The organism is Sphaerisporangium corydalis, assembly GCF_025506355.1.
Classification (GTDB): domain Bacteria; phylum Actinomycetota; class Actinomycetes; order Streptosporangiales; family Streptosporangiaceae; genus Sphaerisporangium; species Sphaerisporangium corydalis.
In genome coordinates this window covers 1-24,997 of record NZ_JANZYP010000069.1, presented here as the reverse complement: position 1 = coordinate 24,997, position 24,997 = coordinate 1, and the positions used below count along the sequence as shown (strand labels likewise).

At 69.8% G+C, this 24,997-nt stretch carries 24 protein-coding genes; 17 read left to right on the top strand and 7 right to left on the bottom strand.

The window, feature by feature from the left end:
* The first annotated feature begins 214 nt into the window (after positions 1-214).
* From NYZ98_RS34090 to NYZ98_RS34060, 7 genes are all read left to right on the top strand, one after another.
* Entirely contained in the window at positions 215-2,386 is a 2,172-nt protein-coding gene (locus NYZ98_RS34090) for a serine/threonine-protein kinase (RefSeq protein WP_262847983.1), read from the top strand.
* Positions 2,383-4,440 carry a serine/threonine-protein kinase gene (locus NYZ98_RS34085; RefSeq protein WP_262847981.1) on the top strand — a complete coding sequence of 686 codons (2,058 nt, stop codon included), beginning with the start codon at positions 2,383-2,385 and terminating at the stop codon, positions 4,438-4,440. Before NYZ98_RS34090 ends, NYZ98_RS34085 begins: the two co-directional genes overlap by 4 nt.
* A gap of 72 nt (positions 4,441-4,512) precedes the next feature.
* Positions 4,513-5,736, top strand: a complete 1,224-nt coding sequence (locus tag NYZ98_RS34080) for a serine/threonine-protein kinase (RefSeq protein ID WP_262847978.1) — start codon at positions 4,513-4,515, stop codon at positions 5,734-5,736.
* Between the two features lie 313 nt (positions 5,737-6,049).
* Positions 6,050-6,829: an electron transfer flavoprotein subunit beta/FixA family protein gene (locus NYZ98_RS34075; protein ID WP_262847976.1), complete on the top strand. Its 780-nt coding sequence runs from the start codon at positions 6,050-6,052 to the stop codon at positions 6,827-6,829.
* Between the two features lie 9 nt (positions 6,830-6,838).
* On the top strand, positions 6,839-7,792 hold the full coding sequence (locus NYZ98_RS34070) for an electron transfer flavoprotein subunit alpha/FixB family protein (protein WP_262847974.1): 954 nt from the start codon (positions 6,839-6,841) through the stop codon (positions 7,790-7,792).
* Between the two features lie 257 nt (positions 7,793-8,049).
* Positions 8,050-9,216: a hypothetical protein gene (locus NYZ98_RS34065; protein WP_262847972.1), complete on the top strand. Its 1,167-nt coding sequence runs from the start codon at positions 8,050-8,052 to the stop codon at positions 9,214-9,216.
* A 130-nt stretch (positions 9,217-9,346) separates the two neighbouring features.
* The gene (locus NYZ98_RS34060) at positions 9,347-10,111 is read left to right on the top strand and encodes an SDR family NAD(P)-dependent oxidoreductase (protein WP_262847970.1); all 765 of its coding nucleotides are present in this window, start codon (positions 9,347-9,349) and stop codon (positions 10,109-10,111) included.
* An 83-nt stretch (positions 10,112-10,194) separates the two neighbouring features.
* Here the strand turns inward: NYZ98_RS34060 and NYZ98_RS34055 are convergent, their stop codons facing one another.
* Both NYZ98_RS34055 and NYZ98_RS34050 read right to left on the bottom strand, forming a co-directional pair.
* Positions 10,195-11,397, bottom strand: coding sequence for an MFS transporter (locus NYZ98_RS34055; RefSeq protein WP_262847968.1), 1,203 nt, complete (start codon positions 11,395-11,397; stop codon positions 10,195-10,197).
* A 360-nt stretch (positions 11,398-11,757) separates the two neighbouring features.
* Entirely contained in the window at positions 11,758-12,267 is a 510-nt protein-coding gene (locus NYZ98_RS34050) for a TetR/AcrR family transcriptional regulator (protein WP_262847966.1), read from the bottom strand.
* A gap of 58 nt (positions 12,268-12,325) precedes the next feature.
* Here NYZ98_RS34050 and NYZ98_RS34045 point away from each other — a divergent pair, with 58 nt between their 5' ends.
* Entirely contained in the window at positions 12,326-13,486 is a 1,161-nt protein-coding gene (locus tag NYZ98_RS34045) for a cysteine desulfurase family protein (RefSeq protein ID WP_262847964.1), read from the top strand.
* A gap of 266 nt (positions 13,487-13,752) precedes the next feature.
* Positions 13,753-13,986 (top strand): DUF397 domain-containing protein, encoded by a 234-nt coding sequence (locus tag NYZ98_RS34040; protein WP_316249635.1) that lies wholly within the window; start codon positions 13,753-13,755, stop codon positions 13,984-13,986.
* 470 nt (positions 13,987-14,456) lie between these two features.
* Here the strand turns inward: NYZ98_RS34040 and NYZ98_RS34035 are convergent, their stop codons facing one another.
* Positions 14,457-14,849, bottom strand: coding sequence for an ATP-binding protein (locus NYZ98_RS34035; protein ID WP_262847962.1), 393 nt, complete (start codon positions 14,847-14,849; stop codon positions 14,457-14,459).
* A gap of 203 nt (positions 14,850-15,052) precedes the next feature.
* On the opposite strand from NYZ98_RS34035, the gene NYZ98_RS34030 reads away from it, so the two are divergent.
* From NYZ98_RS34030 to NYZ98_RS34010, 5 genes are all read left to right on the top strand, one after another.
* Complete coding sequence (locus NYZ98_RS34030) at positions 15,053-15,916, top strand: helix-turn-helix domain-containing protein (RefSeq protein WP_262847960.1); 864 nt, start codon at positions 15,053-15,055, stop codon at positions 15,914-15,916.
* Between the two features lies 1 nt (position 15,917).
* Complete coding sequence (locus tag NYZ98_RS34025; RefSeq protein ID WP_262848049.1) at positions 15,918-16,112, top strand: DUF397 domain-containing protein; 195 nt, start codon at positions 15,918-15,920, stop codon at positions 16,110-16,112.
* Positions 16,113-16,434: 322 nt separating this feature from the next.
* On the top strand, positions 16,435-17,130 hold the full coding sequence (locus tag NYZ98_RS34020) for a DUF433 domain-containing protein (protein ID WP_262847958.1): 696 nt from the start codon (positions 16,435-16,437) through the stop codon (positions 17,128-17,130).
* Positions 17,030-17,359 (top strand): DUF397 domain-containing protein, encoded by a 330-nt coding sequence (locus NYZ98_RS41430; RefSeq protein WP_316249634.1) that lies wholly within the window; start codon positions 17,030-17,032, stop codon positions 17,357-17,359. Before NYZ98_RS34020 ends, NYZ98_RS41430 begins: the two co-directional genes overlap by 101 nt.
* Before the next feature lie 287 nt (positions 17,360-17,646).
* Positions 17,647-18,117, top strand: coding sequence for a hypothetical protein (locus NYZ98_RS34010; protein WP_262847953.1), 471 nt, complete (start codon positions 17,647-17,649; stop codon positions 18,115-18,117).
* Positions 18,118-18,167: 50 nt separating this feature from the next.
* Here the strand turns inward: NYZ98_RS34010 and NYZ98_RS34005 are convergent, their stop codons facing one another.
* A complete protein-coding gene (locus NYZ98_RS34005) occupies positions 18,168-19,553 on the bottom strand; it encodes an AAA family ATPase (protein ID WP_262847951.1) in 1,386 nt (461 codons plus the stop codon).
* Between the two features lie 416 nt (positions 19,554-19,969).
* Here NYZ98_RS34005 and NYZ98_RS34000 point away from each other — a divergent pair, with 416 nt between their 5' ends.
* Positions 19,970-20,548 (top strand): putative quinol monooxygenase, encoded by a 579-nt coding sequence (locus NYZ98_RS34000; protein WP_262847949.1) that lies wholly within the window; start codon positions 19,970-19,972, stop codon positions 20,546-20,548.
* Positions 20,549-20,595: 47 nt separating this feature from the next.
* Here NYZ98_RS34000 and rplK read toward each other — a convergent pair whose 3' ends face one another.
* Positions 20,596-21,021, bottom strand: a complete 426-nt coding sequence (gene rplK, locus NYZ98_RS33995; protein WP_262847947.1) for a 50S ribosomal protein L11 — start codon at positions 21,019-21,021, stop codon at positions 20,596-20,598.
* A gap of 52 nt (positions 21,022-21,073) precedes the next feature.
* Here rplK and NYZ98_RS33990 point away from each other — a divergent pair, with 52 nt between their 5' ends.
* Positions 21,074-22,006 (top strand): helix-turn-helix domain-containing protein, encoded by a 933-nt coding sequence (locus NYZ98_RS33990; protein WP_262847945.1) that lies wholly within the window; start codon positions 21,074-21,076, stop codon positions 22,004-22,006.
* 66 nt (positions 22,007-22,072) lie between these two features.
* On the opposite strand, the gene NYZ98_RS33985 is transcribed toward NYZ98_RS33990, so the two are convergent.
* On the bottom strand, positions 22,073-23,116 hold the full coding sequence (locus NYZ98_RS33985; RefSeq protein ID WP_262847943.1) for a DUF695 domain-containing protein: 1,044 nt from the start codon (positions 23,114-23,116) through the stop codon (positions 22,073-22,075).
* An 84-nt stretch (positions 23,117-23,200) separates the two neighbouring features.
* Here NYZ98_RS33985 and mnmA point away from each other — a divergent pair, with 84 nt between their 5' ends.
* Positions 23,201-24,271: a tRNA 2-thiouridine(34) synthase MnmA gene (gene mnmA, locus NYZ98_RS33980; RefSeq protein WP_262847941.1), complete on the top strand. Its 1,071-nt coding sequence runs from the start codon at positions 23,201-23,203 to the stop codon at positions 24,269-24,271.
* 57 nt (positions 24,272-24,328) lie between these two features.
* On the opposite strand, the gene NYZ98_RS33975 is transcribed toward mnmA, so the two are convergent.
* The gene (locus tag NYZ98_RS33975) at positions 24,329-24,964 is read right to left on the bottom strand and encodes an MBL fold metallo-hydrolase (protein WP_262847939.1); all 636 of its coding nucleotides are present in this window, start codon (positions 24,962-24,964) and stop codon (positions 24,329-24,331) included.
* Between the last annotated feature and the right edge of the window lie 33 nt (positions 24,965-24,997).

Here is a 24,997-nt window from a genome sequence, read left to right as displayed (position 1 = left end):
AACCCTTGGGGCCGGTTCATCCGTTGTACTACCGGGAATGTGGCCTCTTGGTGCAACTCATGGGCGGGGTTTAAGTCAGTATGGTGCGTGAGCCACGCCCCCATGTGCCCGCGAGCGCTTTCGGCGCGGGCATTGCGCAGAGTAAGCGAAATGTGACAATTGGAGCAAGGCGCTTCCTACCGGATACCCATGCCGGGGCATCGCCGGAGATCAGATGAATCAGGACGACCGATTGGGCCCCTACCGGCTGCTCCGGCGGCTCGGTGAAGGCGGCATGGGCGTGGTCCATCTCGCGCTCGACTCCCAGGGCAGGCAGGTCGCCGTCAAGGTGCTGCGCGCCGAGGTCACCAGCGACGACGTCGCGCGCCGCAGGCTCGCGCGCGAGGTCGAGACCATGCGGCGCGTGCGCAGCAGGCACATCGCCGAGGTCGTCGACGCCGACGTCACCGGCAGCCGCCCCTACATCGTGACCCGATACGTCCCGGGCAAGCCCCTGGACGACATGGTCAAGCAGGAGGGACCGCTCACCGTCGCCGGGCTGCTGCGGCTCGCCCACGGCGTGGCCGAGGCCCTCGCCGCGGTGCACGCCGCCGGGGTCATCCACCGCGACCTCAAGCCCGGCAACGTGCTGATGCTGGACGGCGAGCCCGTGCTTATCGACTTCGGCATCGCCCAAGCCGTCGACGCCACCCGCCTCACGCAGACCGGCATGTTCATCGGCACCCCCGGCTACCTGGCCCCCGAGATCATCGAGGGGCACGAGGCCGGGCCCGAGGTCGACGTGCACGCCTGGGCCGGCACGATGCTGATGGCCGCGACCGGCCAGCCGCCGTTCGGCAAGGGCACGCTGGAGATGGTCTTCTACAACATCACCGCCGGCAAGGCCAACGTCGAGGCCGCCCCGGCGATCATCCGCCCGCTGCTGCGCGCCGCCTTCCAGCGCGACCCCGCCAAGCGGCCCTCCGCCGCCGAGCTGGCCGCCCAGCTCTCCCGGCTCGTCCCCCCGAGGCCCGGGCAGGCGCGCCCGAGGGTGCCCGACGAGATCCTCACCGTGCCCGACATGTCGGAGGGGCCCGCCACCGGCACCTCCATGCCGCGCCCGGAGCCGCCGCGCGTCGACCCGACCCCGCCCCTCCCGCCCACCTCGCCGAGGCAGAACGCTCCTGGCCGGCCGTGGACGGGGCAGCCTCCCGCGGCCCGCACCGGCCAGCAGACCGGCCCGCCGCAGACCGGCCGCCCGCCCGTCCGGCCCGCCTCGGGCGCGCCGGAGGAGGAGTACGTCTCGCTGCTCGGCGAGGCCCCGCAGGCCCCCGCGCCGGGCGACCCGTGGCCGACGGTGCGCGTGACCGGCGACGACCTGCGCAAGGCCGGCCTGCCCTACCAGCGTCCGGGCTCGGAGGTCCCCGCCCAAGGGGGGAGCGAGGCGCAGAACCGCTACACGCCGCCCGTTCCGTCGCAGCCCTGGCAGCCCGCCCAGCCCGACCAGGGCGAGGTGCCCACCCGGCGGGTCAGGCCCGAGGAGCTGAACGACCTCGGCGCCCAGGCCAAGGCCTACCGGTCCACCCCGGTGCCCCCGGCCACGCCGTCCGGCCAGGGGACGCCGCCGCGGTCCGGCCAGCCCCCGGTCGCGCCCGATCCGAGGCCGTACCACCACCAGGCGCTGTTCGAGCAGGCCCCGGACATCTTCGAGATGACCCCGCACATCCGTCAGGCGCCGTCCCCGCCGTACGTGCCGACCGTCCACCTGCCGCCTGAGGCGACCCCGGGCTTCGCGGGCGGCGCGCTGCGGCGCTCGCCGGTGTACGGGGTGGCGAGCGTGCTGGTGCTGGTCATCGTGGTCGCCGCGGCCGTCGTGGCGCCCGTGCTGGTGGCCGCCGTCGTGGTGGTCGCCGCCGTGCTCCTGCGGGCCGCCGACATGGCCCAGCCCCGGCTCGACGCCACCCGCCCGCCCGCCGCGTCGGCGGGCGACGTCCTGCGCGTCCTCGCGATGCCGGGACCGCTGCTGAAGTCGATCGGCGTGACGCTCGCGCTGGTGCCGTACGCGCTGATCCTGGGCGTGCCGGTGACCCTTGTGCTGACCTTCCTGGTGCGGTCGGTGCCGGTCGGCACCGCCCTGAGCTGGGGGGTCGCGGTGTCCCTGTGGATAATCTGTGCCGGGCCCGGGGTCGAGGGGCCGGGCCGCCAGCTCACCAGGACGATGGCGTCGGCCTTCCCGGCCAAGGGCGCGGCGGTGGGGGTGGCCGCGGTCCTCGGGGTCCTGGCCACGATCGTGGCACTTTATGCCGCCAGCACGCTCATCATGCCGCTCGGGGAGGCAGTCTGGAGTCCGGTGAACATCGACACCTGGCTGGAACGGTTGGAAGGCCTTCGAGGGAAGGCGGGATGACAGGGGAAAAGGTGCCGGAGACGCTGGAAAGACTCGGCCCCTACCGGCTGCTGCGCCGGCTCGGCGAGGGCGGGATGGGTGTCGTCCACCTCGGTCTCGACCAGGAGGGCAGGGAGGTCGCGGTCAAGGTCCTCCACCCGCACGTCGCGGCCGACCTCAAGGCCCGCGACCGGCTGACCCGCGAGGTCGAGACCATGCGCCGGGTGCGCAGCCCGCGCGTCGCCGAGGTGCTGGACGCCGAGCTCACCGGCGTCACGCCGTACATCGTGACGAGGTTCGCGCCCGGGCGCACCCTGGAGGAGACCGTCCTGGCCGACGGCCCGCTGTCCGGGCACGAGGTCGTGCGGCTGGCGCGGGGCCTGTCGGAGGCGCTGATCGCGATCCACGCCGCCGACGTGATCCACCGCGACTTCAAGCCGGCCAACGTCATGCTGGTCAACGGCGACCCGCTGGTCATCGACTTCGGCATCGCCCACCTGGTCAACGCGACCCGGCTCACCCAGACCGGCATGTTCGTCGGCACCCCCGGCTACCTCGCGCCCGAGATCATCAGGGACGACGAGATCACCCAGGCGGCCGACGTCCACGCGCTGGCCGCCACCGTCTTCTTCGGCGCCACGGCCAAGCCGCCGTTCGGGTCCGGCTCGTTCGAGGCGGTCTGCTACAACATCATGGAGGGCCGGGCCAACGTCGACCAGGCGCCCGCGTGGCTGCGGGGCTGGCTGCGCGCCGCGTTCGACGTGAACCCGGGCGGCCGGCCGACCGCCCAGGGCCTGCTGGCCATGGCCCGCTCCCTGGACCCGAGCATGACCTCCTTCCGGGAGTCCCCGGTCCTGGACGGCCGCACGCGCAGGCTCGACGCCGCCGAGAGCAACGGGCGCGTCCCCGACGGCACGCGCGTGCTCGGCGGCGGCGGTCCTGACATCACCCCCGTGCTGAACGGCGGCGTCCCCGACCGCACCCACGTGCTGAACGGCTCGCCGGCCGGCCTGGACGAGTCCGCGCCGACCAAGCGCACCAAGCCGGCCTCCGAGGACAGCTACTCCGACCTGCTGCCGCCGGTGCGGTACGCCGAGCCCGAACGCAGGCGCGGCAACCGCGCCGACGCCCCGCCGCCGGGCGCGGCCGCCGCGCCCGCGCGCTCCCCGGGGTTCGCGCCGCCGCCCGCCTACCCGCCCGCGCCGTACGGGCCTCCCGGGGCGTACGCTCCGGCGCCGTACGTGGACCAGCGGGTCGCCGGATACCCGCCGCCGCCTCCCATGGGGCCCTCCCAGGGCGCGGCGCCCCCGCCGGTCAACGCCCGGCCGCACGCCCCCGAGCAGGGACGCGGCCCGAACGCGCCCGGCCAGGGACGCGGGCCCTACGCTCCCGAGCGCGAGCCCGACAAGCCGCCGTACCGCGCCGGGCACCCGCTGCTCGCGTTGCTGCTGCTGGCCGTGGCGGTCGCGGGCGCGCGGATGCTCCCGGTGCTGGTCGGCATCATCATGGTGGTCGTCGTCCTGTGCCTGCGCGTCGGCGAGTACCTCTGGGGCGATCTCGCCGAGCGCCGCTCGGTCCGGGGCGGCAGCGCGAGCGACCCCCTGCTCCTGGTGCTCGGCACCCCATGGGCGCTGATCAAGGCCGCCCTCATGACGGTCGTGGTCACGCCGCTGGCGGTGATGTTCGCGCTGTGCGTCTGGGGCGGGCTGCACTTCCTCGGCGGGCTGCACACCAACGACGCCGCCGCGTGGGGGATGGCCGCGTTCGTCGGCGGCCTGTTCCTGCTGCCGGGCGGCGGCGCGCCGCGCAAGGCGGTCGCGCGCACCCTCACGGCGGTGATCCGCAGCCCCGGGGCGGGCATGATCGTGACGATCATCGTCGGCACGCTGGCGTTCTTCGCCGTGGTGACCGCGATCTCCGCGTCCCCGTCGTGGGTCCCCTGGCAGGCGCCGTCCAAGGCGATCGACAGCCTGAGCGAGCACGCGCGCAGCAGCGCCACGGGTCTCATCGGCGGGCTGATCAAGGACCTGATGGAGAACCTCGGCCTGGGGTTCCTCGCGTTCTGGGGGCGATGACCACCGGAGCGTCCCGGGGATGACGGGCTCCGGAGTGGCACCATGGAGTCGGCGGTGGCCGGAAGGAGTCTCATGAGCGTGCCGACGGCTGGTCAGCTCGGGCCCTACCGCCTGCTCTCCCGGCTGGGGGCGGGCGGTTTCGGCGAGGTCCACCTCGCGCTCGACCCCGACGGTCACACCGTCGCGGTGAAGGTGCTGCATCCGCACGTCGCGGCGGACGAGGTCGCGCTCGCCCGGCTGGCCCGCGAGGTGGAGACCATGCGCCGCGTGCGCGGGCCGCACATCGCCGAGGTGCTGGACGCCTCCCTGACCGGCACCCGGCCCTACCTGGTCACGCGGTACGTCCAGGGCCGCCCGCTCGGGGTCGTCCTCGCCACCGGCGGGCCGCTGCGCGGCGAGGAGCTGACGCGCCTGGCGCGCGGGCTCGCCGAGGCGCTGGCGTCCATCCACGGCGCCGGCATCGTCCACCGCGACCTGAAGCCGGCCAACGTCATCCTCAGCGACGGCGAGCCGTACCTCATCGACTTCGGCATCGCGCTGGCCCTGGACTCGGCGGCGGTGACGGCGTCCAACGCCGTGCTCGGCACCCCGGGGTACCTGGCGCCGGAGGTGCTGCAGGGCGGGGAGGCGAGCCCGGCGGCCGACGTGTTCGCCTGGGGCGCCACCATGGCCTACGCCGCCTCGGGACGGCCGCCGTACGGCACGGGCCCGGCGCCCGCGGTGGCGTACCGCGTCGTGCACCAGGAGCCGGACCTCGCCGACGTGCCCGCGTGGCTGATGCCGCTGCTGGACGAGTGCCTGCGGACCGGACCCGCGGGCCGGCCCACGGCGGAGCAGATCTGCGTGCGGCTCGGCGCCTCTGTCCCCCCGGCGATGGTGCCGCACGCGCGGCGCAGGGCCGCGGACCTCTCGGAGCCGCCCACCGAGCAGTGGCGGCCCGGCAAGCGGGCCCTGGCCGGCGCCGTGGACGACGCGCGCGAGCGCCACCGCGAGAAGGTGCGCAAGCGCTGGGTGGTGGGCACGGGCGTGGTCGCCGGCCTGGTCGCCGCCGCCGTGCGCCAGTACATCCCGGAGATGTCGCTGCTGGTCCTGGCCGCGTACGGGGTCGGGGTGCTGGTCGACGCGGGCCTGGGCGTCGCGGCCAGGGCGCGGGCGCGGGTGGTGTTCGACCTGGCGGGCGGGGTGGGCAGCGTCGGGCTGTACGCGGCGCTGGTCGCGGTGTTCAGCCCGGGCACGCTGCTGCTGGCCCTGGCGACGGTGCTGGTGGTGCTGGTGATGGTCGCCGTCGCGAGCTGATGACCGCTACTGGAATAAAGTTCGGTAGGGTGGGAAGGAAGGCCGCGGGGAGCTTACGCTGCGGGTTTGCGCCTAAGCTACTAGCGGGTAACATAATGTGGGGGGAGGGACGAGGCCGTCGACACGGAGATCGTCCTCACCCACCCGCTGTCAGGGCGTCGAAGGGCGCATGACAGTCTGAAGGCGGCTCCCGGTGCCGGTCACCGGAGCGGTCCGTACGACGTGCGCGTACCCCTGCGCGCACGTGCCGAGGAATCGGCGCCGGCCCCAGCGATGTGGCGGCGCCTGTGAAACGGGAGGTCGGCCACCGGCCATGAACATCGTCGTCTGCGTGAAGCAGGTCCCCGACACGGCGACCGAGCGCAAGCTGAGTTCCAAGGACAACACGCTCGACCGTGACGCCGCGGACGGCGTCATCAACGAGCTGTGCGAATACGCCGTCGAAGAGGCGCTGAAGATCAAGGAGGCCCACGGAGGCGAGGTGACCGTCCTCACCATGGGCCCGAGCAAGGCCTCCGACACGATCCGCAAGGCCCTGGCCATGGGCGCCGACAAGGCCGTCCACCTGATCGACGACGCCCTGCACGGCTCGGACGCGCTGTCCACCTCCTACGCCCTGGCCCAGACGCTGAAGAAGATCGGGTTCGACCTGGTCATCCTCGGCTCGGAGTCCACCGACGCGCGCACCGGCGTGCTCGCCGCCATGCTGGCCGAGCGCCTCGGCACGCCCCAGCTCACGCTGGCCCGCAAGGTCGACATCGACGGGACCGCCATCACCGTCGAGCGCGTCACCGACTACGGCTACGACAAGGTCGAGGCCACGCTGCCGGCGGTCGTCTCCGTCGTGGAGAAGATCAACGACCCGCGCTACCCGTCCTTCAAGGGCATCATGGCCGCGAAGAAGAAGCCGGTGCAGACCTTCGGGGTCGCCGACGCCGAGATCGACGCCACCCAGATCGGCCTCGAAGGCAAGTGGAGCGAGGTGGCGGAGTTCTCCGTCGCCCCGCCGCGCGCGGCCGGCACCATCGTCAAGGACGAGGGCGACGGCGGCACCAAGGCCGCCGACTTCCTCGCGTCGAAGAAGTTCATCTAAGGGGGACCGATGGCTGAGATTCTGGTTCTCGTCGAGCACGTCGACGGTGAGGTCAAGAAGGTCACCCTGGAGCTGCTGACGCTGGCCCGCTCGCTGGGCGCGCCGTCGGCGGTGTGGGCCGGTCCCGGCTACTCCGCCGACGCCAAGGCCAGGCTCGCGGAGTACGGCGCCGAGAAGGTGTACGTCGCCGACTCCGCCGAGATCGCCGACTACGTCGTCGCGCCGAAGGCCGAGCTGCTCGCCCAGCTCGTCTCCTCCGCCACGCCGGCCGCGGTCCTGCTGGCCGCGACCCCGGAGAGCAAGGAGATCGCCGGGCGCCTCGCGATCAAGACCGACTCCGGCGTGATCACCGACGCGGTGGGCCTGGGCGACGGCTTCGTGGCCGAGCAGTCCATCTTCGGCGGCGGCGTCAACGTCCGGTCCAAGGTCGTCAAGGGCACTCCCATCGTCACGGTACGGCCGAACTCCACGCCCCTTGAGGCGTCCACGGGAGCGGCGGCCGAGGAGCAGGTGACGGTGTCGCTGTCGGACGCGGCCAAGGGCGCCAAGGTCGTCGAGCGCGTCAAGCAGGAGAAGGGCGCCCGTCCCGAGCTCACCGAGGCCGCGATCGTGGTCTCCGGCGGGCGCGGGGTCGGCTCGGCAGAGAACTTCTCGATCATCGAGAAGCTGGCCGACACGCTCGGCGCGGCCGTCGGCGCCTCGCGTGCCGCGACCGACGCGGGGTGGTACCCCCACCAGTTCCAGGTGGGGCAGACCGGCAAGACCGTCTCGCCGCAGCTCTACATCGCGGCGGGCATCTCCGGGGCCATCCAGCACCGGGCCGGCATGCAGACCGCGAAGACGATCGTGGCGATCAACAAGGACCCCGAGGCGCCGATCTTCGAGCTGGCCGACTTCGGCGTGGTGGGCGACCTCAACCAGATCGTCCCGCAGCTCTCCGGCGAGGTCGAGAAGCGCAAGTAGGCATCCTTCGCGCGTCCTTGAGGCGAGCTCGGCGACGGCGCCGTACCCACCTGGGTGCGGCGCCGTCCGCGCGTCCGAGTGGGTGTCGTCTGGGTCTGTCAATGCGTCCGGCAGGGTGACTGGAGGCCGGGAGTGCAGTCATTCGCGGTGTCTGTGTGTATTAGTGCCTTGAGCAGGACGTCCGCGTTGACGGCCCATTTCCGGCTCCGCACACTCTCTCCTTGAAAGGCAATCAGCCTTACAAAAGGAGAGAGATCATGTCTGTTCTACGTCGCGCGCTCGCGTCGCTCGGGGTCCTGGCCGCGTCCGTCGGCTCGCTGGTCCTGCCCTCGATGACGGCGCCCGCGTCGGCCTCCACGGTCGTGGCCGGCTACGTCAACGTCCCGGTCACCATCAACGCGACGGGGTGGACCACGCTCCCGAGCGGCGCGGGGTTCGGCACCGCCGGCGGCGCCATCTCGGTGTACCGCTTCGGTACCGGCAAGTACGAGGTCCTGTTCCCCGGTTTAGCCCCCGGATACTCGTTGGGTGAATCGGTCCCCGGCGTCGCGATCGCGCACGCCGGGGACTGGGGCAACTGCCAGCGGTCCACGCTGGCCGTCGGAGACGGCGCGGGCGACCTCACGTTCAACGTCAACTGCTACGACTTCGGCGGCGCGCTCACCGACCGGCCGTTCACCGCGTCCTACACCCGTGGTGGCACCGACGCGGGCACGCTCGGCACCGTCCGGATGCAGTTGGAGTCGACCGCGCCGATCGGCACCGTGACGACGCCCGCCACGCAGTTCTCCAGCCTCAGCGGCACCATCACCTCCACCCGGACCGCGACCGGGAACTACGAGATCCGGATCCCGAGGCAGGCGGGCGACCGTCCGCACGCCCTGGACGTCGGGGCCGTCGGCTCCGCGCAGTCGGTGAACTGCGCGGTCCTGTCCACCGCCACCGAGTCCGCCGGGACGGTGGAGAAGATCCGGGTCATCTGCCGCGGTGTCCCCGGGGTCGGCGTCCTCAACACCCCGTTCGACCTCAGCTTCGCCGAGGAGACCAACCCGCTGGGCCTGGGCAGGCTGTCGCACGCGTACCTGACCGCGCCCTCCTTCGTGACGGTGCCGGCGAGCACCCCGCCGGTGACGCTGACGGCCGACGTCGTACGTAACGTCATCTACGGGGTGCCCGGGTCGGTGACCCTGCAGCACACCGGCACCGGCAAGTTCGAGGTGCAGCTCCAGAACCAGGACTGGCAGGTCGGGGCGGCGACGGTCTCGGTGATCCCCGTCGGCTCCGCGGACACCCGCTGCGCGGTGACCGCCGACTTCACCGTGCTGGGCTCCGGACGCCGTACCGTGCGGTTCCAGTGCAGCAACGCCTACGGCGACGCGCTCGCCGACCCCGCGTTCCAGCTCAACTACTCCGCCCTCCAGTGAGGCGGACCCTGTGACGGCGAGCCCCGGTCATCTCGACCGGGGCTCGCCCCTTTTTCGGCTTTCCTGGCGTTCCGTTGACATCGTTAGCTGGCTAGGCAATGCTGTTAGCCAGCTAACGAAAGGGTGGATCATGGACTTGGGACTGAAGGACAAGCGCGTCCTTGTCACCGGCGCGTCGAGCAACATCGGGCGCGCCACGGCGGTCGTCTTCGGCGCCGAGGGCGCCAGGGTCGCGGTCGGGTACCACAGCGACAAAGCCGGCGCCGAGGAGACCGCCGCGCTGGTCGAGAAGGCCGGCGGCGACGCGGTCACCGTCGGGTTCGACCTCGGCGACCAGGACTCGGTCGAACAGGCCGCCGCGAGCGTGACGGCCGCGTTCGGCGGCGTCGACGTGCTGGTCAACAACGCGGTCGCCTGGCCCGGCTTCCCCGCGCCCGGCGAGCTCTTCGAGACCGCGCCCGTCGAGGCGATGCGCCGGTCGCTGGAGGCCAACCTGCTGGGGCAGTACATCCTGACCCGCGCCGTGGTGGCGCCCATGCGGGAGCGGGGCTGGGGGCGGGTGGCGCACATCTCCACCGGGCTGGTGGAGGACGGCCTCCCCGGCAGCTCCCCGTACACCACCGCCAAGGCGGGGCTGCACGGCCTGACCCGGACGATGTCCCGCGAGCTGGCCCGCTCGGGGATCCTCACCAACCTCGTCATGTCGGGCTTCGTGGTCGGCGACCGGCAGATGCCGCCGGAGATCATCGCCAAGGCCGAGGCGGCCGCCGCGACCGGGCGGACCACCACGGCGACCGAGGTGGCCAACATGGTGGTCTTCCTCTGCTCGGCGGCCAACGGCAACGTCACCGGGGAACTGATCCGCGCCGACGGCCACTTCCCCGCCCCGGTCTGACCTGGTCCTGGCCGGTCAGGCGACTCTGACCTGGTCCTGGCCGGTCTGACCGGGTTCTGGCCGGTCAGGCGGCTCTTGGCCGGTCAGGCGGCGACCTTGAGCGGCTCGCGGTCCGGGAGCGGGCGGATCTCCGCGCCGGTCGCACGCGCCTCCGTACGGGGCAGGAAGCGTGCGGTGACCGCGATGAACACGCCCAGCACGACCGTGATCCCCAGCGCGACCCGCAGCGTCGCGGCGTCGGTCAGGAAGCCGATCACCACGGGTCCGAGGAGCAGCCCCGCGTACCCCATCGCACCGGTCTGGGCGATGGCGGGACCGGGGTCCCGGGTGGCGGTGCCCGCGAGCGAGATCGCCATCGGGGACACCGTGGCGACGGTCAGGCCGATGAGGACCATCCCGCCCACGGCGACCGCCACCGACGACGTACTGATCACCAGCGCGAAGGTCGCGGCCGTGCCGAGCCCGGAGGCGATGATCAGGCGGCGGGCGCCGAACGCGGTGCGCAGCCGGTCGCCGGCCAGACGTGCGGCCAGCATGCCCGCCTCGAAGATCGGGTAACCGAGGGCGGCGACCGCCTCCGGGGCGCCGATGGTGTCACGCAGGAACAGCCCGTTCCAGTCCGCCACGGCGCCCTCGATCATGAAGGCCCCGAACGCGATGGCGCCGAGCAGGTACACGAGCGCGGGCATCCGCCGCCGCGCCCGGCCCGAGGTGGGCTCCGTGGCGACCGGCTCGGGCAGGAAACCGCCACTGAGCAGGAACGCCGCCGGGGCCGACACCAGGGCGACCGCCACCAGGTTGGCCGTGAACGACACCCCGAGGGAGATCGCCACCGTGCCGAGCAGGCCCGAGGAGATGGCGCCCACGCACCAGCCGGCGTGCATGCCGTTCATCAGCGGGCGGCCGTACGCGCGCTCCACCGTCGAGCCCTGGGCGTTCATCGCGACGTCCACCGTCCCGAAGAACATCCCGAACAGTGCCGCCGCCACGACCATCCACGCGAGCGAGGGGGCGACGGCCACCCCGAACAGCGACGCCGCGCAGAGCGGGGCCCCGACGCGCAGGACGGCACGGCTGCCGGCCCGCGCCATCACGCCGCGCATGGACTGCATGCTCACCAGCGCGCCGACCCCCCAGGCGAGCAGCACGACACCGACCGACGCCTCGGATATGCCGAGTTTGTCGGCCAGCGCGGGGATGCGCACGGTGAACGTGCCGCACATCAGGCCGGCGAGGACGAAGGTGAGGATTGCCCGGTTGCGGGCGATCCTCAGGGCGCGGCTCATCACGGATTCCTTTCAAAGGTGCATTGCGAAGTGAGGTGGTGCTGGGGGGAACGGCGGCGTGAGGTGGTGGGGGAACGGCGGCGCCCGGGGCATGACGATCCCGCCCGCGCGCTGCGGACGGCGATGTGGGGGGATGCCGGGGCGGCCTGGAGGTGGAAGCGGGCGGGGGTCCGCACGCGGGGGAGGCCCTTCCGGCACGTCAGGAAGGGCGGTCGATCATCTGGTCGGCGTTCGCCGCAGACCAGGGCGGCCCGTACGGAACCACGGCCGCACGGAACCACGAACGCGGGCCAGGTCTCGGCTTCGCGTCAGGGCAGGGGAGCCTTCCCCGATCAGGTCAGGACTCGGCGCCAGGACCCGTCAAGGGCTCGCGAGGAGGGCCAGGAGCCGCCGGTGCAGCTCCTCGTAGTGGGCCTCGCCGTAGAAGCCGGGGTCGTGGGTGGTCACGTCCCACAGGCCCTCGCAGGCGAGCCGGACGATCTGGGCCGCCGTGGGGTCGGACTCGGTCTCCATGCCCTCGCGATGCCACCGGGCCATGGCCTCGCGCAAGGGCGCGAGTAACCCGGGGTCGCCGGCGGCGCCGGTGACGACCGCCCAGCGCCGCAACCGGCCGCTCCGGATCGCGACGAACGTCGCCGCGAGATAGGCACGTGAGTAAGAACTCTCCTGCTGGGAAGCCACCAGTTCGTCGAAGTCGGCGACCAATCGCTCGATCATGCCCTTGACCAGTGCTTCCTTGGTGCTGAAGTGGTAGAGAAGACCGCCTTTGCTCACGCCGGCGCGCTCGGCCACGGCCGACAGCGTGAGGCACGGGGCCCCCTGCTCGGCCAGCAGCTCTTCCGCCGCGTTCAAAAGCTCATCTTTTCTCACATCCGTTACTATACCGGCTGGACGGTACAGTTCTCAAACTGGGTACCCTAATGAGGCCATGGCTTACCTAGACCACGCGGCGACGACGCCGATGCTCCCCGAGGCAATCGAGGCGATGACCGCGCAGCTCGCGCGCGTCGGCAACGCCTCATCCCTTCACGCGGCGGGCCGTCGCACCCGCAGGGTCGTCGAGGAGTCGCGCGAGACCATCGCCGGCGCCCTCGGCGCCCGCCCCAGCGAGGTCGTCTTCACCTCCGGCGGCACCGAAGCCGACAACCTCGCCATCAAGGGCCTCTTCTGGGCGCGCAACGCCGCCACCGGCGCCGACCGGTTGCTGATCAGCGCCGTCGAGCACCACGCGGCCCTCGACCCGGCCCACTGGCTCGGCGACCGGCAGGGCGCCTCCGTGGAGCTCGTGGGGGTCGACGAGTACGGTCGCGTCCACCCCGACACCCTGCGCGCGGCGATCGAGAGCGACCCCGGGCGGGTCGCCATGATCAGCGTCATGTGGGCCAACAACGAGGTCGGCACCGTCCAGCCGATCCCGGAACTGGCCGCCGTCGCCCGCGAGCACGGCATCCCGTTCCACACCGACGCGGTCCAGGCCGTGGGGCAGCTCCCCGTGTCGTTCGCGGAGTCCGGCGTGGAGGCGCTCACCCTGTCCGGGCACAAGGTCGGCGGCCCGATGGGCGTCGGCGCCCTGCTGCTGGCCAGGGGCGTCGACCCCGTCCCCGTGCTGCACGGCGGCGGCCAGGAACGCGACGTGCGCTCCGGCACGCTCGACGCCCCGGCCATCGCCGGTTTCGCGGCGGCGGTGCGGGCGGCGGTGGAACGCCAAGCGGACAACGCCGCCCGGCTGACCGCCCTACGCGACGAGCTGATCGCCCGCGTACGGGCGGCGGTGCCGGACGTGATCCTCAACGGCCACCCGAGCGAGCGGCTCCCCGGCAACGCGCACTTCACCTTCCCCGGGTGCGAGGGCGACGCGCTGCTGATGCTCCTCGACGCCAAGGGCATCGAGTGCTCGACGGGGTCGGCGTGCTCGGCGGGCGTGGCCCAGCCGTCCCACGTGCTGCTCGCGATGGGCTCCGACGCCCACGCCGCCCGCGGCTCCCTCCGCTTCTCCCTCGGCCACACCTCGACCCCCGCCGACGTCACCGAACTCGCCGACGTCATAGCCCTGGCAGTAGAACGCGCCCGCCGCGCCGGCCTCACCTAAAGGAGCGCCTCCGGCGCACGTGACCATTGCGCCGCCAGCAAAGGAGCGGTTCCGGCGCACGGCTGATGAGCAGTGCGCCCCTATAAAGGAGCGCCTCCGGCGCACGCCCTTCTTCGGCGACCCTCACCGCAAGCGCTCTCCACCGACCCGCACGTCGGCCACCCATGTCGCCTCTACCGAACCTCGCCTGCCAATCTCCTCAACACCTGCTAAGGAAGCACACGGTGGCGAGGATGCAGAGATATATGGCAGATAGACTTACGTAAGTGATCAACGAGAGGATGCGCGGGATGTCTGATGTGGATCTGTCCCGTGTCCTGTGGCGCAAGAGTTCCTACAGCGGCGGTAACGGGAACTGCGTCGAGATCGCGCGTCTGCCCGACGGCACGGTCGCGGTTCGTGACTCCAAGGATCAGGGCGGGCTGGCGTTGACGGTCGACCGGGCCGGATGGTCTGCGTGCCTCGTCGGCATCAAACGGGGGTTCGGCAAGCCAGTCTGATCTGGGAGTCGCCGTGTCACAAGGGACGCTAAAGGCACCGAGGCTCGACGGGCTTTCCATGCAAGGAGCGCCTCCGGCGTACGCTCTTCCTTGTATCTCGTATCGCAGGTGATCTCGGCCCTGCCGCTCCTCCCCAAAGGAGCACCTCCGGCGCGCGTTCTCTTTTGGCGGCCCTCACCGCGAGTGACCTTCGCCGACCCGCAGGCCCGGGCCCCCACGGCGGGGGCCTGCGTCGTTCAGGACGTGAATAGCCCCCGTGAGCGGCTCTTCTTCCGGCCGTTCATCCCCCATGGAATGGAAGAGGCCGACAGCGCACGGGCGTTGGGAAGAAGACATCCGCACCACATGTAGGGATGTCTTTCCATGCGCTGCCGACCCCGCTTCGGGGGCGGATCTCCTCGTTGGTCAAGAGATCGACGCCCAGTGCTTTCTCGGCTTGGGCCAAGGATTCGCGGTCGAGCGCCCAGCGCTCAATGAGCAGCCTCGGGACGGGATGCCGCTTCGCGGTGCGCCCATTTCCGGGGACAGGAGAGATCACTGTCCTCTCTCGTGTATTTCACCTGGAACCACACCGTCCGCCCTGCGGAGTCCTCGTAGACATTCCAGGCGCAGGACATCAGCTTCACGAGCATGAGTCCTCGCCCACCTTCGGCGAACATGATGTCCTCGCAGACCTGCGGAATGTTCTCGCCTCCTGCGTCGACCACGTCAACGTGGATGCGGTCATGGCAATCGGCGATTGCGAGCGTGATCCTCCCTCCGTTTCTGGAGTTTGAGTGGATCAGGGCATTGGTCACCAGTTCGGAAACCAGGAGAGTCACGTCGTCCAAGGCAGGGTGATTCGCCCCGAGTTTCTGCTTCACGAACTCGCGTCCATGTGAGACTGACTCGGGACTACCGACTAGGTCGATGACACCTAACAGGCTTCCAGTCCGCATGCCCTTGCCTTTTCTTTCGGCGGAAGGTCCGCTCGTCTTGAGGACTTCGCCATACCAGAGTGACAACAGGCGACTACGATCGGTAGCGGAATCTCCGCACAACCTAACGACAGTTCCGTGAGGATGGCGTGCGGAGGGCAAGAAGTCCCTATCGACTGGAAGGACTGAATTTGCCCCGTGGTAGTGATGTAGACCCCCATGAGTCCCCACGTGCCCTTTTCGCTTTCGAGCTGCGCAGGTACAGGACTTCCGCACACCTCACACAGAAGCAGCTCGCCCAGCGGATCGGGTTCTCCGAATCCTTGGTCGCCATGGTCGAGTCCATGAAGCGTCACGCTTCGGGCCACTTCGCCCGGCTCTGCGACGAGGCACTTGGGCTCGATGGTGTGATGACGCGCCTCTATGTCGCTACGACGTGGAACGCGGCACCCGAGCACTTCCGGCCGTGGCTGGAAGAGGAGCAGGACGCCACCGGCCTGCGGAGCTGGGAACCCATGGTCATCCCCGGCCTCGTCCAGACCGAGGAGTACGCCCGCGAGATGTTCGCGACGGCCCCGAACGTCACACCCGAGGAGATCGAGGAACGGCTGGCAGGCCGGATGCGGCGGCAGGCGATCCTGCGGGGCGACAACCCGCCGTCGATCAGCCTGGTCATGGATCAGAGCGTGCTCCATCGCCGAATTGGGGCGGCGCGCATCATGGAGGAGCAGCTAAGGTACCTGCTGGAAATCGCGGACCAGCCAACGGTCTTGATCCAGATCGTCCCCAACGAGGCAGGCGCTCACTGTGGACTGGCCGGCGGATTCATCATCGCAGAGAAGAACGGGACCCCCTACGCGGCCTTCGCCGAAGGTCAGCCGCGCGGACGGACATTTGCCGAACAGTCCGACATCGCGCGACTGCTGCTCCGGTACGACCGAATCAGGGCAGAAGCCCTACCGTTGAAGGCATCGGTCAAGCTCATCGAGGGAATGGTGAACAAGAGTGGCTGACATGCTGTACAGCGCGCAGTGGCGCAAGAGCACCTACAGCGCCGACCAGGACAACTGCGTCGAAGTCGCATCCAACCTGCCCGGCGTCTTCGCCGTCAGGGACAGCAAGAACCCCACCGGCCCGGCCCTGCTCTTCACGTCGGCCGAGTGGACGGGCTTCCTGCGCGGCGTCCAGGCCGGCACGTTCAACACCTGATCAGCACGGAAGTAGTCAGAGCCCCCGCCCCCACGGCGGGGGCCACCCCGCCGCCTTGCTCGAACAGCGCCGGGATCGCCCTCGTTTGGGAAGGGCCCACTGGGCCGACCTGATCTGAGATGGGCGGCCTGCTGCGCCTGGCGTCCCCGTAAAGGAGCGCCTCCGGCGCGCGTTCTCCATTGGCGACTCTCGCCGACGTGCTCTCCGCCGTCACGCAGCGAGATAACGTAATAAAAGGGCTTTGGCCCGGCTTCGCGGTGCGCTTCTCAAGCTAATAGCCGTCCAAGCCTCCTAGCTCTTGCGGAGATGAAATGATGCGCGTATGAGCGCCGTGTTCGATCTTCTTGAGCGACCGACGTACATGATGGCCCAGGTCGATCGTCTTCTTGGGCTGCCTGACGGCACGGCGAGGCGCTGGATCGACGGAAATGGGCGTAGCGGCAAGCCCCGCCTTCCCGTCATCCGTGAGGACCATACCGGCGAGGAGTCGGTGACATGGGGCGAGTTCATCGAGGCGCGGTTCTTGTCGGCATTCCGCAGCGCTAATGTGCCCATCGTCAACATGCGGCCCGTCATGGATTTTCTGCGATCTGAAACAGGATGCCGCTATCCCCTGGCGCACAAGGCGCACTTGAGTACTTCGACTGGCAGGGAGCTTGTGCAGCGAGTCCAGGACGTAGTGAAGCTGGATCAAGCGCTGAAGCTCGTGGTCATCCGCAACGGCCGGCACGTGCTCACCGCCCCCGCCGAGACGTACATGAACGCAGTGCGGTTCAACGAAGACGGCGACGCGGCGGGTATGTGTCCCGACCCCGACCTACGGGAGATCACCATTGATCCACTTCGGGCGTTCGGAGAGCCGGTCGTGCAAGATCGCTCGGTGCCGACCGAAGTGATCGCGGAACAGGTGCGGGCCGGTGACCCAGAAGAGATGGTCGCGGACTTGTACGAACTGTCGCGCGGACAAGTGCGCGCGGCCGTCCTGTTCGAACAGCGGCGTAAGAACGAGATGCGGTAGGGCAATAAAACCCGAAGAGTTGGCCAGCCCCAACTTCTGTGAGGCTGTTTGGAGGAAGAGCTTCCGCAGCGGCAACAACGGGGGGGAGTGCGTGGAGATCGCCACCAACCTCCCCAGCGTCGTCGCCGTCCGAGACAGTAAGAACCCGAACGGCCCCGTACTCACACTCACGCCACGTGCCTGGCGGGCATTCCTCGGTGGCGTCAACGGCAGCCAGTTCAACGCCTGAGGCCCGTTAACGCTGTGCGTGAGTCTTCCTGACAGTCTCTGCGTCTGCCCGTGCGGGCACCGAGGCGGGGGTTAGGCGGAGACTGGCTCGCGTGCGGGTCGGTGGAGACATTTGTGGTGAGGGTCGCCCAGGGAGAACGTGCGCCGGAGGCGCTCCTTCTTGGGAGCACGGGCGCATCCCGCCGAGGCAAGTGCAGATCGTCCGCGCCCGTGCTCTCAGGCGTCGGCACGGTCAGCGGTCCATGTTGTTGAATGGTGATCCGCCCGACGAGCGTTCTGGAGGACGGCATGGTGCTCACCGAAACGGTTCCGGGGGCGTTACCCAAGCAGCGGAGCAGGTGGCCGTTCTTCCTGTGCCTGGCGCTCCTCGCTCTGATCGTCGCCTACCTGCTTTTCAAGGTGCCCGAGTGGCAGAACGACGAGAAGCTGGCCCAGCTGGAGGACCGGGTGCACATGCTCCCGCTACCACCTGACACAGAGCTTGATATCAGCTCAGCGATGCAAGGCACGGTCGGTATTCAGGCGGCCAACGGCGATCACTGCGACTATCTGGTCCGCATGCCCCTGCTCACCACGCTGCCCGACGCCGAGATCGCGCGCTACTACGAGTCCGCCGCGGTCGAGGGTGTCGCAGGCAGGAAACTCTCCGGAACCGTCTATGTCAATCCGAGCGGATCACGGCCTGACGGGTTCAAGGACGTCATCGTGGAGTTCTTCGACACAGGCTATGATCCCGGGTTCGACGTGCGCTGCCACTGACCGAAGCACCGAGCCGCCACGATCAACCCTGGCGTGCGGGTCGGTGGAAATCACCTACGGTGAGTGCCGCCTAAAGAGAACGTGCGCCGGAGGCGCTCCGTATCGTCGAAGCTGAGGGTCAGCTGACGGATGGCGTCTGCCACATCTTTCGACGGCGTTCGAGGCAACTTGGATTTCAGTTCTCTGAGTCTCGCCTTCTCGCCAGCGGAGATATGGTCGGAAGCCGCCTTTTTCTCCAAACTCGCAGCCTCATTGCGCAGTTCGATGGTGGGTCCCGAATAGGGGGTGTCCAGGCCGAACAGGTCGGTGAGAACCGCGTCGTCTGCGGTTCCGTTCACGACTCGGTTGAACAGGTCTCCCTCCACGATTCGAGCGCCCTCGCTTTCTCCTGGAGCGGAGAGTCGGACCAGGCCCCTGTCATCGGCTGCCTGGCAGATGAACGGGCTGTGCGTACTGACGATGAACTGCAGGTTGGGGAAATGGGCTTTCAGCCAGAACCCGATCCTCTGCTGCCAGGAGACGTGTAGATGCACATCGATCTCATCTATGAGCACTACCCCGGTGTGACCGAATGCCACCTTCTCTCCGGCTATCTCTTTCAGATCGCCGAAGGCGGAAAAAAGCTGCTTGACGAGATCGAGCACCAGTGCGGCTACCGTGCGATAACCGTCACTCAACGATCGAAGCGGAAGCTCGATCCCGTCCGGTGTCGTGATCCACAATCCATCGGAAGTGACCCGCTCCACCCGCATGCCTTCGGGGAGCAACCCGTCGCCAAGAAGTTTCAGTACGGCTTTCTCCACTCGTTCGGCGTCTTCCGATCCTTCTAGTCTTCGCAGATAGAGTTGCTGAAGCCACAGCACGGATTCAGAAAGAGACGCCTCTTCTCTGAAGAGACTTGCGAGCCTGGAAGGCCTGCCAGGCGTCATCATCATCCGCTGCGCCTCGGTTGGCGCCAGCGACAGGCGTCGAAATGGACCATAACCCGCGAGAAACCAGCCTTGCGGATTGGCTGACCATGGTCCTCGATAAGGATCCCAGACCTCCCGGACCTTGTCTTTCGTCCTTTCGATGGAAGGTTCCGGCCCTTCATCCTGCCGGAGCCACCTCAACCCCGCCCAGGGCTCGAACTTGGGAACGCGACCCGGCGTGAACGCATCGAAGTCCGAGAACCGCAGACGCGCCTTGACATAGGCCTCCTCGGCGTCCTCTCGAATCCAATCCGCAAATGTTTCCCGAAGCGTCCTGGCGGCTGATGGTCCCGCAACGGCCAAAGCGATCGACTGAAGGAAGGACGACTTCCCCGCACCATTACGACCGGCCACCACGATCCAGCGAGGCAGACTACCGTCTTCTCGGGCAAAATTCAGCGATACCCCGGCAGCCTGGTCGCCGAATCCTTTTACATTTTCCAGTACTATCTCGCTTATCAGCATATCGCTACCTGGACTTCCGGCTTCTCATCAATACGTTCAATATGGCCTATTCAGTGCAATTCTCGGCAAAGGGTCATGCGATGCTTGCCAGGGTCAAGCCTCTCAGCGGGAACCGACTGCCGCGAGACTAGCGGTACGAACACTAGGTTTCAGCACGAGCTGTGGACATGTCTTCTGATGCCAGATGATCGCCTTGTACGCCGTCGTCCTGATCCTCGTGCCCGGTCTCGGACGTGACCTCGCTTGGGTGGCCGGCGTGCGCGTCGGTGGGATCGTTCGCGGTGAGGGGCGCAAGAAGAGAACGTGCGCCGGAGGCGCTCCTTTTGGTGGGGATTGGAGCCGGGTGGATTTTTGGGGAACTCCCAGCTCAGGCGAGGCGCGGCCCTTGGGCGAGGTGCCCGGTGTAGCGTGGATTCGTGGTCGCTCGGCTGGCCCCGCGCGGGCGCTGCGGTGCGCCGCTGCGGGCATCGGCCCGCATGGACAAGACGGTATGGCCCGGCGTGTCGCGGGTCGGCGGGGGCCGAAATGAGTGGGTCATCATGAGCGACGATGTCGAGACGAACAAGGGGCAGCTCGTTCCCGGTCCTGACCCGGCGCGAGATCTGAGGGCGGACGATTCTGAGCACCCAGGGTTTGTTGTCGTCGGCGAAGACGACACCCCCGGGCACAAGGCTTACTACATCCACCTTGAGGCGAAGCCGGGCAAGGAGGGTGAGCTGAAGAAGTTCCTCGAGGACGTCAACGCCGGGGTGGATGACGAACCGGGTACCGGCCCGTGGTTCGCGCTGCGCTTCTCGAAGACCGTCTTCGGAATCTTCGAAGCGTTCCCGGACGTGAAGGCCCGCCACGTCCACGACACAGGTCCCGGAGGCCGCAACTTCCTTCGCGCCGACCTCCTCGCGGACGTGCTGGCGTATCCCGCCCGTCTGTACCGGCTCGACGTCATGCACGGCAAGTACGACGTGATGCTCGGCCACAAGATGGTTCAAGCCTGAAGCGAGCCACAAGGTGGTTCAAGCCTGAAGCGACTCGTGGGCGGGGATCAGTCCTTGATTTCGAGGCCCATTGAGCGGGCGGTGCCGGCGATGATTTTCGTGGCCTGGGTGAGGTCGGTGGTGTTCAGGTCGGGGAGTTTGGTGCGGGCGACCTCGCGGAGCTGGGCGGTGGTGATGGTCGCGGCGACGTGGTGGCCGGGGCGGGAACTGCCGCTTTCCAGGCCGATGGCCTTGCGGATGAGGGAGGCCGTCGTCGGCATCTTGGTGACGAGGTCGAACGAGCGGTCCTCGTACACAGTGATCTCGGCGGGTACGACGAAGCCGCGCTGTGTCTCGGTGGCGGTGTTGTAGCGGCGGCAGAAGTCCATGAGGTTGATGCCCAGCGGGCCCAGGTCCTTGCCCACGGTCGCGGGGCTGGCCTCTCCTGCCTTGACCTGCAGCTTCACGACTCGTGTGATCTTGTTCTTGGCCATGGGGAAACGGTAAAGTGTCCAGTAACTGGAGACTCAACGGAATAATCGGAACATGGCCCGCCAGCGCGACACGTACACGATCGGGCAGCTCTCCAAGCTGTCCGGGCTCCCGGTGAAGACGATCCGGTTCTACTCCGACGCCGGGGTCCTCCCCGAGCGGTCCCGTACGTCCGGTGGGTACCGCGTGTACGGCGAGGGGGACCTGGCGAGGCTGGAGCTCGTCCGCGCGCTCCGGGAGATGGGGGTCGGGCTGGCCGTCATCCGCTCGCTCGGTGAGCGCGATCTGCGTCAGGTGCTCGCCCTGCATCTGCGCACGGTGGAGACCCAGCTGAGGTCCCTCCAGCGCACCCGGGCCGTCCTGCGGGCCACGCTCGACAAGGACGTGCCGGGGGAGGCGGACCTGCGCAGGCTCAACTCGCTCGGCCGCCTCGGCGCCGCCGAGCGCGAGGCGATGATGGACTCGTTCGTCGCCGAGGTCGGGGGAGGGAACCGTGCCCTCGAAGAGTGGCTGACCTGCCTGCGGGAGGCGATGGTGCCCGAGCTTCCCCCCGAGCCGTCGATCGAGCAGCTCGACGCCTGGCTGGAACTGGTCGACCTGGTCTCCGACCAGGACTACCGGGCCACCCTCCGGAAGGACAGCGGTGGGTTCTGGGAGAACCGGGACGAGCGGGACCTCGCTGAATGGCAGGGCCTCAACAACGCCGTCATGGAGACGGCGCTCGCGGCCCTGGACGACGGCGTGGAGCCCGGGTCCCCGGCCGCCGGGCCCGTGCTCGACCGGGTGGTGTCCCTCCTCGGCCAGGTGTACGGCCAGGCGGACGGCCCGGAGTTCCGCCGCTCGCTGTCACGCGGGTACGAGGAGCACGACCCGCGCGCCGTACGCCACTGGGAGCTGGTCGCGACGATCACCGGCACGCCGTGGCCGCCCCCGCAGACCCGCGCCCACGCCTGGATAGCCGCCGCCCTCCTGGCCGACCTCATCTGACGCGCCGGGCATGACGACCGTTCGATCCGTACGGTCCACGATCCGCACGTTCCGATGGGGGAGGGGTCAGCTCAGGAAGGGGGAGATGGCTATCCAGCCGGGGTCTTCCTGCGACTCGACCTGCGCGCGGCCTTCATCCCAGCTCGCCGCCAGTTCCTCGGCCAGGGCCGCCGCGCCCGCCGAGGGGTCGGCGTAGACGTGCAGCACGCGGGTGCCCTCGGCGCTCATGTGCGCGGCCAGCAGGGCGGTGCCGCCGAGACCTTCCAGGCCGGCGGCCAGCCGTTCCTCGAACTCCCTGAGCGCCGCCGCCGAGGCCCCCTCCGGCAGGCCGTCCTCGTCCGCCTCGGTGTACGGCAGGGTGATCTCGATGTGCTGGTCGAGGAGCGGGTGGTCGACCGGGCGCAGGGGGTAGCGCGCGGTGGCGACCAGGCGCGCCCCGCCGGCCGTACGGCCCTCCATGAGCGCCCACTGCTCCTGCTGGTACTCCGAGGCGAGGTCGGCGACCACGGCGGGAAGGTGGACGGCGGGCACGGCGTCGAGGGGCTGGAACGTGGCGGCCACGATGTCGCCCACCCAGCGGGCCACCTCGTCCTCGCCGAGGATCCAGTCCAGGGCGAGCAGGGTCGCCTCCGTGCGCACCTCGTCCGTCAAGTCCGGAAATATCGGGTGGAAGGCGGTGACGTCGATCCGGGGGGTGCCGTTCGGGACCCGCAACCCCAGCACCAGCTTGTCGAGCGCGAACTCGCGCCCGCCCACGTCCAGCGTCATCTCCGTGGCGCCCCTGTTGGCCGGCCGGGACGGGTGGAACTCCCACAGCGCGTCCGACGGCGGCGCGGCGAGCGCCCAGCGGTGGGCGAGCGGCCGGAGCTCCGGGTTGCCGGCCGCCGAGACGACCAGCGCGCGAAGCGCCGCCTTGCCGGGCACGACGTCCCAGGTCAGCCCGGGGTCGAGGGCCGCGACGGCCGGGGCGATCACCTCGGCGAGCGCGGGGACGTCCTCGGTGACCAGCAGCGAGTCGATCTTCGGCCGGGCCTCGGCCCACCACACCCAGAAGTCGGCGACGCCGCCGACCGGCTCACCCGGCTCGCTTCCCCGCCCGAACAGTCGCATGGCCCTTGATCCTCCCAGGTGTCCGGCGCGGACGCCAACGCGTTGCCCGGCGGGCGCCGCCGGGCGGGTAACCTCGACAGTGTTATGAGTCTTCGTGTGCTTGCCGCCATGTCCGGTGGCGTCGACTCCGCGGTGGCCGCCGCGCGCATCGCCGAGGCCGGCCATGACGTCACCGGCGTCCACCTCGCGCTCTCCGCCAACCCCCAGTCCTACCGCACCGGCGCCCGAGGGTGCTGCACGGTCGAGGACTCCCGCGACGCCCGGCGCGCCGCCGACGTGATCGGCATCCCGTTCTACATCTGGGACATGGCCGAGCGGTTCCACCGCGACGTCGTCGAGGACTTCGTCAGCGAGTACGCCGCGGGCCGCACGCCCAACCCCTGCCTGCGCTGCAACGAGAAGATCAAGTTCGAGGCCGTGCTCGACCGGGCGCTCGCCCTCGGGTTCGACGCCGTCGCCACGGGCCACCACGCCCGGCTCACCGACGGGGTCCTGAGCAGGAGCGTCGACGCGGGCAAGGACCAGTCGTACGTCCTCGGCGTCCTCACCCGCGAGCAGCTCTCCCGCGCGATCTTCCCGCTGGGCGGGTCCACCAAGGCCGAGGTCCGCGAGGAGGCCGCCGCACGTGACCTCGCGGTGGCCGACAAGCCCGACAGCCACGACGTCTGCTTCATCGCCGACGGCGACACGCGCGGCTTCCTGGCACGGCGGCTCGGTGCCGAGCAGGGCCCGATCGTGGACGAGTCCGGCGCCGTCGTCGGCTCGCACGCCGGGGCGTACGGCTTCACCGTCGGCCAGCGCAAGGGCCTGCGCATCGACCGCCCGACCGCCGACGGCCGCCCCCGCTACGTGCTGTCGATCGAGCCGGTCTCCAACACCGTGACCGTCGGCCCCCGCTCGTCCCTGGCGGTCGGCTCGATCGTGGCGGAGCGTCCCGTCTGGAACGGCCCCGCAGGCCCGCCGCACGAGCCGCTGGCCTGCGCGGTGCAGCTCCGGGCGCATGGCGAGGTGTACGGCTGCCGCGCGCAGCTTTCCGGCGGCGAGCTGCACATCGAGCTGGACAGCCCCGCGACCGGGGTGGCGGCCGGGCAGGCGGCCGTCCTGTACGATGGCGACACCGTCATCGGCTCCGCCACCATCGCCTCCTCCTCCTGACCTCCAAGGCCCGGCGGGATCGGGTCCCCGGTCCGTGCGGCGGACCTCCCGGCGAACTCAGGCGTCCAGCAGGACGCTCTCGCCGGTCCTGAGGCGGCGGAAGTCGCCCTCCTGCGCCTTGCCCCGGCGGGTCAGGATGGCGTCGACCAGCATGAGCCCGACGTCGTTGTAGAGGCCGTCGTGGATGGAGTAGGCGCGCCGGGGTGCCACCTCCAGCAGGTAGTCGACCATCTCCGGGGCCTTCATCCACGGGCCGCTGGTCGGCGTGAGCAGCGTGCCCACGGGCTGCGGCGGGACGGTGAACGCGTCGCCGGGGTGGAACACCTCGCCGTCGATCAGGAAGCCGACGTTCTGCACCACCGGGACGTCGAAGGCGATCATCGCGTGTTCCCGGCCGGCCACCCCCACCTCGAAGCCCGCCGCCGTGAACGAGTCGCCGTCCCCGACGACGTTGACCTTGGCGCTCAGGCCGTCGAGCTGGGCGGCCACGCCGGCGCAGGTCCACACCTGGACGTCCGGCCCCAGCGAGGCGAGGCGCTTGACCTCCAGGTGGTCGAAGTGCTCGTGGGTGATGAGGACCGCGTTCGCCCCCTCGATCGCGGACTCCTCGGTGAGCCCGCCCGGGTCGATGACCAGGGTGGAGCCGTCCTTCTCCAAGCGCACACACGCGTGTCCGTGTTTGGTGAGCCTCATCCCTCCATCATGACCCCGCCGCCCCCCCCCCCC